We start from the raw sequence: 12596 nt of genomic DNA on the forward strand, positions 1-12596 counted from the left end.
TCCGCTGCGGCGTTCTGCAACCAACGGTTAAGCACGCCTCAACATCGGTGCCTTAGTCTCGCCCCACTCACTTTTCGCAAACAACGGTGACCTATTGTGCCGGGCGAAGTGACATCAGGGGGTTCATCATGCGCATTGCGTTGCTGCTGACTGCAACCATCGTCGGCGCGCTCTTCGCCAGTCCATCCTATGCCGGATCGCTCGATGCCGATGCAGCACAGCCGCTGCCGCCGGGCTTCCAGAGCTACCGCGGCTACATGTTCGACCTGTCGGAGAATTCCGACCGCAAGGACGTCGACAAGCTCACCGACAATCTGAAGCAGCAGATCGACCTCGTCGAAGGCGCCGGCCTGTCGCCGCGCGTGCTGCGCTTCTTCCATACGGTGCCGATCGTTGCGAGCGAGCTCGCCTGCCTCGACGAAGGCGCCGCGACCGCGTGCTACGGCCGGGTCACGCCGGACATCCGCCGCACCGCGCCGCGGACGCTCACGGTGTGGGATCCGGACAAGCAGCGCTGGACCAATCCGAACGCCGTCGACCTCGCGGTCGATTCGGGGCTCGGCGTGATCATGCTGCGCCCGGACATGATGCGCTACGAAAAGGAGGCCGTGCTGCTGCACGAGCTGCTTCATGCCTATCATGCGCGGCTCCTGCCGGACGGCTATTCCAACAAGGGCGTGATCGCCTACTACGCCCTGGCCAAGTCCAAGGACCTGCTGCCCAAGGACTCCTATGCGATGAAGAATCCCATGGAGTTCTTCGCGGTGACCGCCAGCATCTTCCTGGCCGGAAAGAGCGAATTCCACGACCCGAAGTCGCGCGAGACGCTCAAGGAGAAGATGCCGGACTATTACAAATATCTGGTCGGCGTGTTCGGATTCGACCCCGAGCCGGCGGCAGCGAACGGTCCGGTTGCCTCGCTGAAATAAGGCACCCCGCCGAAACATTGGAAAAGCCGCGCGCCATGCGCGGCTTTTTGGGTTTTGGCCGGACGGAAGCTGCGGATGACGCCCGGCCGGGAATTGCCAAGGCGGGGCCCGATCTGCATAGTCCCGCCCGCATCGATACCTGATTTCAAGAGGATAGAACAACATGGCGGACGCCGACCTGGATGTCGTGATCCGGCAACTGGCCAGACAGCTGCATACGGGCCTGATGACCCGCGCCAAGGAGCGGCGGGATCGCTTCAACGGCCTTGCGGCCAAGGCCAAGAGCAAGGAGACCGCCGAGCGCTTCAAGATGATGGCCAAGGCCACTCTGGAGCAGGCCACCGCTGCCGCCAAGCGCCTCCAGATGTCTGCCGACAACGTCGCCGACAGCTACGCGCGGTCGATGCGGATCGCCGCCAGCACGCCGGTTGCGGTGAAGGTGGAGAAGAAGGCGAAGGACGAGAAGCCGGCGAAGAAGGCTGCCAAGGCGAAGAAGGCCAAAGCCAAGAAGGCGAAGTAAGCGCTGGAGTTCTTCCCTTCTCCCTTGTGGGAGAAGGTGGCACAGGCGGCCATGGGCCGCCGTTCTCTGAAGAACGCCGAAGCAAAGCTTCGGCTATGGCGCCGGATGAGGGGTTGCCTCCGCAAACTCAACGCAAGAAATTCACGCGCGGACAGATACCCCTCACCCGTCTCGCCGCTACGCGGCGAGCCACCCTCTCCCACAAGGGGGAGAGGGTACAGAGAGCAAGATCCACGGGAATTTTATCGCCTCGGCACGGACGCCTGCGCCGGCTCGGCGCTCGCGAGCTCGGCAAGCTTGGCGCGAGCGGCTTCGCGCGCGCGGCCGTCCTTGCCTGATGGCAGCGCCAGCGCCGCCTCGAAATCGGCGCGCGCGTCGTCGGCCTGGCCGCGGGCGAGGAACGCGAGGCCCCGGTCGAGGCGGGCCTCGGCATTGCTGGGATCGAGGCGGACCGCCGTGTTGTAGCTCAGGATGGCGCGATCGAGATCGCCAGTGGCGGCGAGCGCGAGGCCGCGCTGGTGATAGGGCGCAGCGAGCTTGGGATCATGCGCGATCGCCTCGTCATAATCGGCGATGGCGAGCTCGAGGTCGCCGTTCTGGCGGCGCGCGAGCGCGCGGTCGCGATAGAGTGCAGCGCGGTTGGGATTGAGGTGAATCGCCTCGTCGAAATCGGCGATCGCCCGCCTGAAGTCGCCATGGCGCAGCGCGATCCGTCCGCGCCCTTCATAGGCAAAGGCGATCAGCGAGCCGCGCAGCGGCGAGAAGCCGATCACCGCCGAGCAGATGTCGGGATCGTCCTCATCGCCGCAATTGACGACCATGTGCGTGGACAGGCCCAAGAGCACGCAAAGGACGATCAGCAATGGTATGGCAAACCTGGTCATCTTCGACGGTGACCGGCAGTGGGCCGGCCACGCATCCCCTTTCGAAGAAAGCATCACCCGCGCGTGTTAGCACCCGATCAGGCGATCCTGTGTGCGCCAGGTCACAAAACGGGCCCCGATCCGGGCCGGCTCCGTCAGCCCCAGGGGCCACTTGAAGGACCACGTGATGACGAGCGCCCCCACGGGCTCGCCGGCGGATAGTTCTCGTTGGCGCCGACCGACGGCGCACCCCGAGGGCCGAGCTCGGCCGCCAGCTGCTGGAGCGCGGCGATGCGGTTCTGCGTCGAGGGATGGGTGGCGAACAGATTGTCCACGCCATGGCCCGACAGCGGGTTGATGATGAACATGTGCGCGGTCGCGGGGTTTCGCTCGGCCTCGTAGTTCGGCACCTGATGCGCGGCACCCTCGATCTTGACCAGCGCGGAGGCCAGCCACATCGGTTGTCCCGCGATGCGCGCACCGAGATTATCCGCGGCGTATTCGCGGGTGCGGCTGATCGCCATCTGCACCAGCATGGCGCCGAGCGGAGCGAGGATCATCATCAGGATCGAGCCGACGATGCCGAGACCATTGTTGTTCTCGCGATTGCCGCCGAAGAACATGCCGAACTGCGCCAGCATGGAGATCGCGCCGGCGATGGTCGCAGTGATCGTCATCAACAGCGTGTCGTGATTTTTGATATGGGCGAGCTCGTGCGCGATCACGCCGGCGAGCTCCTCGCGGCTGAGCTGGCGCATCAGGCCCGTGGTGACGGCGACCGCGGCATTCTCCGGGTTTCGCCCGGTCGCGAAGGCGTTGGGCTGCACCTCGTCCATCAGGAACACGCGCGGCATCGGCAAGCCGGCGCGGCCGGCGAGCTCGGCGACGAGCCCGACCAGCTCCGGCGCCGTCGAACGGTCGACCTCATGGGCGCCGTACATCGAGAGCACCATGCGGTCGGAGTTCCAGTAGGTGAAGAGATTGGTCGCCGCAGCAATGACGAGCGCGATCATGGCGGCCGAGGCACCGCCGATCAGATAGCCGACGCCCATGAACAGGGCAGTCAGGCCTGCAAGCAGCATTGCGGTACGAAGATAGTTCATGGCCGTCTCCTGGGCCGGCCGCGGGCAAACCTTCGGCCGCCGCTCCAGAACTATGAATGCCGCCAGATCCCGCAAGGTCGTGCGTCGCCCGGCCGCAGATCCATCTCGCATCAGGACTGGGGCAGCAGCCTTGCTTGCTCCGCTAAACCTTGATCGGGATTTGCGCAAAAACGCGCACGGACGCTTAGCAATCTGGAAAGCGCATCTCCGCTTAAGTCGCGGTAGCCCGGCACGCCCCGCGGTGGTTGCGCATTGACCGGTTCCGTTGGCACCCCGTCAGCAAGGTGACCGCCATGATGGACCGCTCGCCCGCTTCCGTCGATCCCGCATCCGCTCCCTCTCCTCACGACACCAGGACCGACGCGAAGGGATTGCAGGAAGCGCTGTACGAGCAGATGTTCGCCAACGACGAGCCCGGCCGCGCACCCGAAGCGCCGATCGCGCCGGACGCGCCGCGTCGCTGGTCCCGCCTGCGGCGGAGCACCAAGATCGTCATCGGACTTGCCATCATCGCGATTTTCGGCTGGCTGCCGCTGCGCGCGTTGTGGGAGAATTCGAGCGTCGAGGCGGTGCTGAATTCGCGCCTCGTCACCCTGCGCACGCCGATTGGCGGGCGCGTATCGGCCGTCCGGCACGTCACCGATCAGGCCAGGCTCGATGCCGGAACCGTGGTCCTGCGCGTCGTGAACTCGCGCGGCGACCGCACCCGGCTCGACGATCTCCGGCGGCAGAAAGCGCGCCTCGAGAACGAGAGGCCGAGCCTTGCTGCGAAACTTGCCTTGGCTCAGGCCGCGCAAAAGGATCTGGCGCGGCAGGCCGCGCAATTCCGCGAGGGACGCGTGCTGCAGCTCGAGGCCCGTATCGCGGAGATCCAGACCTCGATCGAAGCAGCGGCCGCGCGACGGGACGAGGCCAGCGCTGCAGTGGAACGTGCCTCCTCGCTGGCGAAATCCGGCAACGTCTCGACCGTCGAGCTGGCCCGCCTGACACGCGAGCTCTCGGTGTCGCAGCAGACCGAGCTCGGCGCGCGCAAGCGGCTGGATGCCGCCAAGGTCGAACTTGCCGCCGCACAGAATGGCTCGTTCCTCGGCGACAGCTACAACGACCGGCCCAGCTCGGTGCAACGCGAGGAGGAGATGCGTCAGCGCGCTGGCGACCTCGAGGCCGATCTTGTCCGCGGCGACACCGAGATCGCCTGGCTCGCCAACGAGATCATCGTCGAGGAGGTTCGCTTCGCCGATCTTTCCGAGGCCAACATCACGACGCCCGTCGCGGGCCGCGTCTGGGAGATGATGACCTCACCGGGTGAGGACGTGCAGGCCGGCCAGCCCCTGCTCAAGGTGCTCGATTGCAGCGGCGCCGTCATCACCGCCAACGTCACCGAAAGCGTCTACAACCGCTTGCAGCTCGGCGACCGCGCGACGTTCGAGCCGAACGACGGCGGCGAGGCGATCTCCGGTGCCGTCGTCAATCTGACCGGTGCCGCCGGCGCGCCCGCCAACCTCGCCATCAATCCCGACGCGCTGAGCAAGGAGCCCTATCGCGTGACCGTCGCGCTGGGCGATACCGCCGCGCGCACCTGCACCGTCGGTCGCACCGGACGCGTCGTGTTTGCAAGGCATGAGCCCGCGTCGTGATGGCGGCGCTGACACCCGGCCTGATCACGCTCGGCGCCTTCATGGCGATCGTGCCGCTGTTGCGGCGCGACAGCACGATGGCGCGCTCGTTGCTGGCCATCGTGTCACTCGTTTTCCTGCTCCGCTATCTCCATTGGCGCGTCACGGCAACCCTTCCGCCGCCGCATCTGACGGCCGATGCGGTAATCGGCTATCCCTTCATGCTGCTGGAAGTGGCCTCGCTCGTCGCGGTCACGCTGTCGCTGTTCTTCCTGAGCCGAACGCTCGACCGTACCGGATCGGCCAGGATCGACGGCCGCGCCACCGATCCCGCCGCGCCGCTGATCGACGTTTTCATCTGCACCTACAACGAGGAGCGATCAATCCTGGAGCGCACGATCATCGGCGCGACCGGAATGGAGTACGGCAATTACCGGGTCTGGGTGCTCGACGACGGCCGCCGGCCGTGGCTGCGGCGCCTGTCGGGCGAGCTCAACTGTCACTATCTCACGCGCCGCGACAACCATCACGCCAAGGCCGGCAACATCAACCATGCCCTCAGGCATGTCGGCACACTATCGGAGCGGCCTGACTTCATCGCCATCCTCGACGCCGACTTCGTACCGCGGCCCGACTTCCTCGCGCGAACCGTCTCGCTGATGGACGATGCCTCGGTGGGCGTGGTGCAGACACCGCAGCACTTCATCAATCCCGATCCAATCCAGACCAACCTTGCCGCAACCGACGTCTGGCCGGACGAGCAGCGGTTCTTCTTCGACATCCTGATGCCGGCAAAGGACGCCTGGGGCGTCGCCTTCTGCTGCGGCACCTCATCGCTCATTCGATACGACGGACTGGTGCAGATCGGCGGCTTTCCAACCGAGTCCGTGACGGAAGACTATCTCGTGACGTTGCGCCTGAAGGAATTCGGCCTGACCACGGTCTATCTTAACGAGCGGCTGACGATCGGGCTCGCGCCGGAGGGGCTGAAGGAATACATCACCCAGCGCGCGCGTTGGTGCCTTGGCTTCATGCAGATCGTCCGCGGCCGCAGCGGACCGCTCTCGCAGGAGTCTAAACTCTCCTTCATCGACCGACTCTCCCTTGTGGACGCCTTCATGAGCTGGTCGGCAGTCTACGTTTCGAAGGTGGCCGGGCTCGTGGTGCCATGGCTGTTCCTGCTGTTCGGCATCAAAGCCGTGCAGGCGAACCTCACCGAACTGCTACGCTTCTTCCTGCCGTTCTACGTCTGGCACGGTCTCACCATGGCCTGGCTGTCGCGCGGCCGTTCGCTCGCCATGATGACGGACGTGTCGCAACTCATCGCCGCGCCCGCGGTGCTCAAGGCCGTCGCCACCGGTCTGACGAAGCCGAAAGGGCATAAATTCAAGGTGACTGCGAAGGGCGGCGACCGCGACAGGCGATTTGTCGAATGGCCGCTGCTGCGGCTCTATGGCTGCGCCCTTCTCATCACGCTCGCCGCCATCGCCTATGCCTTCATCCTGCACCTTCGCGGCGAGAACATCGCCTATGGCGGACTGGCGCTGGCCTGGAGCCTCTACAACGCGCTCATCCTCACCGTGGTCTGCTTCGTCTGCATCGAGCAGCCGCGCAAGCGCAAGGCGGAGCGTTTCGATCGCAACGAGGCCATCCTCCTACGTCAGGCCGGCAAGTCGCATCTGGCGCGGCTCGCCGACATCTCCATCACCGGCGCCCGGCTGATCGATCCCGATCCGCCGCTCCCCGGCAGCACGATCGAATGCAAGATCTACGGCCGCTCGATCGCGGCCGTCGTGGTCCGACGCACCACGGATGGATTTGCCGTGCGGTTTGAGGAGGGGATGGACACGCGCGTGCATGCGATCAGAGCGTTTTATGCCGGCGAATATGTCCGCGCGTATCGGGGCGTCAGGGCACTTCCGGTCGGGAAGGCGCTGCTGATGCGGCTATTCGGCTAGTCCCCGCGACAGCGGCTCGCTCGCATGCCAAGCGGCACGGCATGGAAAGAATGGTCTGGAGCCGTCACTTCACCTAAACTTCGGGCGAATCCACGCCTGCCCTCCCCGCCGGAACCCCTATGCTCCAGATCCGATTTGCGATTGCGGCCGCCGCGCTCCTCGCATGCTCCGCCAGCGCCTCCGCCCAGCTCCAGCAGCCGCCCGCCAGGCCTGTCGCGCCAAAAGCCTCCGTGCCCTCGCCGCGCGCGGCTTCTTGTCATAATGGCGCGAGCTTCGATCGCTTCCTGGCCGACGTGAAGAGCCAGGCGGTGGCGGCCGGCGTGTCGCAGCGGACGATCGCGGAGGCCTCGCCTTATCTCATCTACGATCAAGGAATCGTCAATCGCGACCGCGGCCAGCGCGTGTTCGGCCAGCTCTTCACCGAATTCGCCGGACGCATGGCCGCGCCCTACCGCATGCAGAACGGCCAGCAGCACATCAAGCAACATGCGGCCGCGTTCGCGCGCGCCGAGAAGGAATATGGCGTACCGCCGGCGGTGATCGCCGCATTCTGGGGGCTGGAAAGTGACTTCGGCGCGAACATGGGCAATCTGCCGACGCTGAAATCGCTGGTGTCGCTCGCCTATGACTGCCGCCGCTCCGAGATGTTCGTGGGCGAGACCATCGCCGCGCTGAAGATCATCGACCGCGGCGATCTGCATCCCGACGAGATGATCGGCTCCTGGGCCGGCGAGCTCGGGCAGACCCAATTCCTGCCGGTGCATTACGCCAACTACGCCGTGGACTATGACGGCGACGGACGGCGTGACCTGTTGCGCTCGCCGGCCGACGTGATCGGCTCAACCGCGAATTACATCGCCAACGGCTTGAAGTGGCGGCGCGGCGAGCCGTGGCTGGAGGAGATCAAGGTGCCGCCGAACCTGCCGTGGGACAAGACCGACCTCACGGTGAAGGAGCCGCGCTCGACCTGGGCGCAGCTCGGCGTCACCTATCCCGACGGCCGTCCCCTGCCGAACGACAATCTGCCGGCGTCCGTGCTGCTGCCGATGGGACGCTTTGGGCCGGCTTTCATGGCCTATGCGAATTTCGCGGCCTACACCGAGTGGAATAACTCGCTGATCTATTCGACCACGGCGGGCTATCTCGCCTCGCGCATTGCGGGTGCAGCTCCCATGCGCAAGCCGGCCCAACCGGTCCCGCAACTGCCGTTCAACGAGCTCAAGGAATTGCAGCAGCTCCTGGTGCGTGCCGGCTTCAATGTCGGCAAGGTCGACGGCGTGATGGGCCAGCAGAGCCGCGCCGCCGTGAAGGCGATGCAGATCAAGTTCGGCCTGCCCGCGGATTCCTGGCCGACCGCCGAGCTGCTGGCACGGCTGCGCGGAGGCACGGCGCAGGCGCATCCGGCGGGCGTGGTGCGATAGAATTTTCGCACCGCACAAGCCCTCCCCGCGATTGCATTTTTCCATGAGCCTCCCATGTGAGTGGATCAGGTTTTCTCCTGAGGTTTCCCATTCACAAGCGAGCATCACATGTCCTTCTACGACGCGGTCGTCCCTGCCTATTTGCAAATGCTGAACAGCGTGACCGGGCTGCTTACCAAAGCCGAGGCGCATTGCGCGGCCAAGAAGATCGATCCCAGCGTCCTGCTTGGCTCGCGCCTGTTTCCGGACATGCTGCCGCTGTCGAAGCAGGTCCAGCTCGTCAGCGATTTCGCCGCCAAGGGCTGTGCCCGGCTGACGCATAGCGAGGTCCCCTCGACGCCCGACACCGAGACGAGCTTCGCGGAGTTGAAGCAGCGGCTGGCGAAGACCATCGACTACGTGAAGTCGTTCAAGCCGGAGCAATTCGAGGGCGCCGAGACCAAGGACGTCACCTTCCCGGCCGGCCCGGACAAATCCATCACCATGAAGGGCCAGCAATTCCTGAGCGCCTTCTCGCTGCCGAATTTCTATTTCCACGCCACGACGACCCATGCAATCTTGCGCCACAACGGCGTCGAGATCGGCAAGCGCGATTTCATGGGCGCGAACTGATTTGCCAAATCGCACGGTTGCGCGGTGGAATTCTCCTGCCGCAGCCGGAATTGCACATGAATCATGCTACGCGGCCCGGCCGCGTAGCTAGCCTGCGCTTTGAGTATGGCTCCGCCCTTGCGCCTGATGTCGCGATGCACAAGTGTCTCTGACCTTTCACCGTCTGGAACATCGCAAATGAGCCGTTCGACCAAATTGTTTGAGACCTACAAGCTCGGCCCGATCACGCTGGCCAACCGCCTCGTCATGGCGCCGTTGACGCGCAACCGCGCCGTGCCCGGCACATTCGTACCCGGCGCGCTCGCCGCCGAGTATTACGGCCAGCGCGCCTCCGCAGGGCTTCTGATCACCGAAGCGAGCCAAGTCTCACAGCAGGGCCAAGGCTACCAGGACACCCCCGGCATCTACAGCAAGGATCAGGTCGCCGGCTGGCGCAAGGTCACCGACAAGGTCCATGAGCGTGGCGGCAAGATCTTCATCCAGCTCTGGCATGTCGGCCGCATCTCGCATGTCGATCTGCAGGCGAATGGCGCCGCCCCGGTGGCGCCGAGCGCGATCCGCGCCAAGGGAAAGACCTTCGTGAACGGTACCTTCGCCGACGTCTCCGAGCCGCGCGCGCTGGAGCTCGGCGAGCTTCCAGGCATCATCGACGACTTCAAGCGTGCCGCCAAGAACGCGCTCGAGGCCGGCTTCGACGGCGTCGAAATCCACGGCGCCAACGGTTATCTGCTCGACCAGTTCGCCAAGGACGGCGCCAACAAGCGCACCGATGCCTATGGCGGCTCGATCGAAAACCGCGCGCGGCTGATGCTCGAGGTGTCCAAGGCCGTTGCGACGGAGGCCGGCGCCGATCGCACCGGCATCCGCATCTCGCCGGTGACGCCGGCCAACGACATCTCCGACAGCAATCCGCAAGCCCTGTTCGATCACATCGTCGACGGTCTCAGCGCGCTGAAGCTGGTCTATCTCCACGTCGTCGAAGGCGCCACCGGCGGCCCGCGCGACTTCGCCCCGTTCGACTATGCATCCTTGCGCAAGCGCTTCGCCGGCGCCTACGTCGCCAACAACGGCTACGATTTCGATCTCGCCACCAAGGTGCTGGATGCGAACGCGGCCGACCTCATCGCCTTCGGCAAGCCCTTCATCTCCAATCCCGACCTCGTCGAGCGGCTGAAGCAGGGCGCAGCGCTGAACGACTGGGACAAGAACACGTTCTACGGCGGCGGCGCGAAGGGATATACGGACTATCCGGCGCTGGCGGCCGAGCCGGCGGAGTGATCTTCTCCCTCTTCCCGCAAGCGGGGCGAGGATAAGAAAAAAGGCCGGGATCGCTCCCGGCCTTTCGCATTTGGTGACGCTATTCGCCGCTTACTTGGCTTCCGCGCGCTTCGGGGGGGTCGCCGGCCACGACTTGATCAGGGTGTCGTAGTCGACCGTCTCGCCCTTCGGCTTCTCGTTGGCAAGCTTGCGCTGGGGCGCGATGGTGCCGTCCTTCTCGGCCTTCGCGAACCAGTACTCCGGCTTCTCCTTCTTGTGGAGCTTCGGACCGCAGGCGCCCTGCACGTTGGACTTCTCCAGGCGCTCCATGACGGAGTCCTGAGCCGCCGCGAGAGCATCCATCGCCTGTTGCGGCGTCTTCGCACCGGACGACGCATCGCCGATGTTCTGCCACCACAGCTGAGCGAGCTTCGGATAGTCGGGCACGTTGTTGCCGGTCGGGGTCCACTGCACGCGCGCGGGCGAGCGGTAGAACTCGATCAGGCCGCCGAGCTTGGGCGCACGCTCGGTGAACGACTTGTCCCAGATGTCGGATTCACGGATGAAGGTGAGACCGACATGGCTCTTCTTCAGGCTCACCGACTTGGAGATGATGAACTGGAGATAGAGCCAGGCCGCCTTGCGGCGGTCCGCCGGGGTCGACTTCAGCAGCGTCACGGAGCCGGCGTCCTGATAGCCGAGCTTCATGCCTTCCTTCCAGTACGCACCGTGCGGCGACGGCGCCATACGCCATTTCGGCGTACCGTCCGCGTTCATCACGGCGATGCCCGGCTTCACCATGTCGGCGGTGAAGGCGGTGTACCAGAACATCTGCTGGGCGATGTTGCCCTGGGCCGGCACGGGGCCTGCTTCGGAGAACGTCATGCCCTGCGCCTGCGGCGGCGCATACTTCTTCAGCCACTCGAGGTACTTGGTGATCGAGTAGACCGCGGCCGGACCGTTGGTGTCGCCACCACGTTCGACCGAGGAGCCGACCGGGCGGCAGCCTTCCATGCGGATGCCCCACTCGTCGACCGGCAGACCGTTCGGAATGCCCTTGTCACCGTTGCCGGCCATCGACAGCCAGGCGTCGGTGAAGCGCCATCCGAGCGAGGGGTCCTTCTTGCCATAGTCCATATGGCCGTAGACCTTGACGCCGTTGATCTCCTTGATGTCGTTGGTGAAGAACTCGGCGATGTCCTCATAGGCGGACCAGTTCACGGGCACGCCGAGCTCGTAGCCATACTTGGCCTTGAACTTGGCCTTGTAGTCGGCGTTGGTGAACCAGTCGTAGCGGAACCAATAGAGGTTCGCGAACTGCTGGTCGGGCAGCTGATAGAGCTTGCCGTCCGGACCGGTCGTGAACGACTTGCCGATGAAGTCGTTGACGTCGAGCATGGGATCGGTGACGTCCTTGCCCTCACCGGTCATGTAATCCGACAGCACGATGGTCTGGCCGTAGCGGAAATGCGTGCCGATCAGGTCGGAATCGTTGATCCAGCCGTCATAGACGTTCTTGCCGGACTGCATCTGGGTCTGCAGCTTCTCGACGACGTCGCCTTCCTGGATGAGGTCGTGCTTGAGCTTGATGCCGGTGAGCTCGGAGAACGCCTTGGCCAGCGTCTGCGATTCATATTCGTGGGTGGTGATGGTCTCGGAGACGACGTTGATCTCCATGCCCTTGAAGGGCTCGGCCGCCTTGGCGAACCACTCCAGCTCCTTCTTCTGGTCTTCCTTCGACAGCGTCGAGGGCTGGAATTCCGCGATCCACTTCTGGATCACGGCGTCGTCGGCGGCGCGGACCGGCGCCGAGACGGCGAACGACACCGCGATGATGGCGGCGGCGCTGGACATGGTCAGAAAACTGCTCTTGGTCAATGGACCTTTCCTTCTCCTAAACTGTCGCATGTTGTTCCTCCGTTGCAGCGACAAACTTTTATACAGACCCGGATTGCCCCCGGGCCTGGCCGTCCCTTCGCGAGCTTCAGACCGTGCGGAATATGAGCACGGCCGTCACCAGCGAAATTCCACTTGCGAGCCACAGGCGCGAGATCTCGACGCCGTCCTCGCCGATCGGCAGCGTTGCGATCGCATCGGTGCCGAAGAAGCCGATCCAGAGAAGGTGGATAACGGCCGCCGAGATCAGCGAGATGAACAGGCGATCGCCGCGCGTGGTCGGGATGCGCAGCACACCGACGCGCTCGGCCTCGGGATAGACCGCCGCAAGCCACGTCATCACGGCGAGCGTGCAGGCGAGCGCGGCGAAGAAGATCGCCGTCGGCGGCGTCCAGGCCATCCATGCGATGGTTTCCATTGA

Annotated in this window: 11 protein-coding genes; 7 read left to right on the top strand and 4 right to left on the bottom strand. The window is 64.8% G+C overall.

Translation table 11 applies throughout. The features are described 5' to 3' along the window. Positions 1-128 precede the first annotated feature (128 nt). Together RPS27_RS38005 and RPS27_RS38010 are read left to right on the top strand one after the other, a co-directional pair. On the top strand, positions 129-929 hold the full coding sequence (locus RPS27_RS38005) for a hypothetical protein (protein ID WP_212065620.1): 801 nt from the start codon (positions 129-131) through the stop codon (positions 927-929). A 163-nt stretch (positions 930-1092) separates the two neighbouring features. Continuing rightward, a complete protein-coding gene (locus tag RPS27_RS38010) occupies positions 1093-1449 on the top strand; it encodes a hypothetical protein (protein WP_194406566.1) in 357 nt (118 codons plus the stop codon). A 242-nt stretch (positions 1450-1691) separates the two neighbouring features. Here the strand turns inward: RPS27_RS38010 and RPS27_RS38015 are convergent, their stop codons facing one another. Then, a complete protein-coding gene (locus RPS27_RS38015) occupies positions 1692-2333 on the bottom strand; it encodes a tetratricopeptide repeat protein (protein ID WP_194406565.1) in 642 nt (213 codons plus the stop codon). A gap of 134 nt (positions 2334-2467) precedes the next feature. Continuing rightward, entirely contained in the window at positions 2468-3415 is a 948-nt protein-coding gene (gene htpX, locus RPS27_RS38020) for a zinc metalloprotease HtpX (RefSeq protein WP_212065621.1), read from the bottom strand. Between the two features lie 293 nt (positions 3416-3708). Here htpX and RPS27_RS38025 point away from each other — a divergent pair, with 293 nt between their 5' ends. From RPS27_RS38025 to RPS27_RS38045, 5 genes are all read left to right on the top strand, one after another. Continuing rightward, on the top strand, positions 3709-5052 hold the full coding sequence (locus RPS27_RS38025) for an HlyD family secretion protein (protein WP_212065622.1): 1344 nt from the start codon (positions 3709-3711) through the stop codon (positions 5050-5052). Further along, entirely contained in the window at positions 5052-6989 is a 1938-nt protein-coding gene (locus tag RPS27_RS38030; RefSeq protein ID WP_249131492.1) for a glycosyltransferase, read from the top strand. Before RPS27_RS38025 ends, RPS27_RS38030 begins: the two co-directional genes overlap by 1 nt. Positions 6990-7108: 119 nt before the next feature. Beyond that, positions 7109-8410, top strand: coding sequence for a lytic murein transglycosylase (locus RPS27_RS38035; RefSeq protein WP_212065624.1), 1302 nt, complete (start codon positions 7109-7111; stop codon positions 8408-8410). A gap of 108 nt (positions 8411-8518) precedes the next feature. Beyond that, positions 8519-9022, top strand: a complete 504-nt coding sequence (locus tag RPS27_RS38040) for a DUF1993 family protein (RefSeq protein WP_194406560.1) — start codon at positions 8519-8521, stop codon at positions 9020-9022. Positions 9023-9199: 177 nt separating this feature from the next. Then, complete coding sequence (locus tag RPS27_RS38045) at positions 9200-10300, top strand: alkene reductase (RefSeq protein WP_212065625.1); 1101 nt, start codon at positions 9200-9202, stop codon at positions 10298-10300. Positions 10301-10390: 90 nt separating this feature from the next. Here the strand turns inward: RPS27_RS38045 and RPS27_RS38050 are convergent, their stop codons facing one another. Both RPS27_RS38050 and RPS27_RS38055 read right to left on the bottom strand, forming a co-directional pair. Continuing rightward, complete coding sequence (locus RPS27_RS38050; protein ID WP_194408201.1) at positions 10391-12133, bottom strand: ABC transporter substrate-binding protein; 1743 nt, start codon at positions 12131-12133, stop codon at positions 10391-10393. 130 nt (positions 12134-12263) lie between these two features. Next, complete coding sequence (locus tag RPS27_RS38055) at positions 12264-12593, bottom strand: DUF2160 domain-containing protein (protein WP_194406558.1); 330 nt, start codon at positions 12591-12593, stop codon at positions 12264-12266. Positions 12594-12596: the final 3 nt, after the last annotated feature.

This window comes from Bradyrhizobium sp. WYCCWR 12699 (assembly GCF_032144035.1).
Lineage (GTDB): Bacteria > Pseudomonadota > Alphaproteobacteria > Rhizobiales > Xanthobacteraceae > Bradyrhizobium.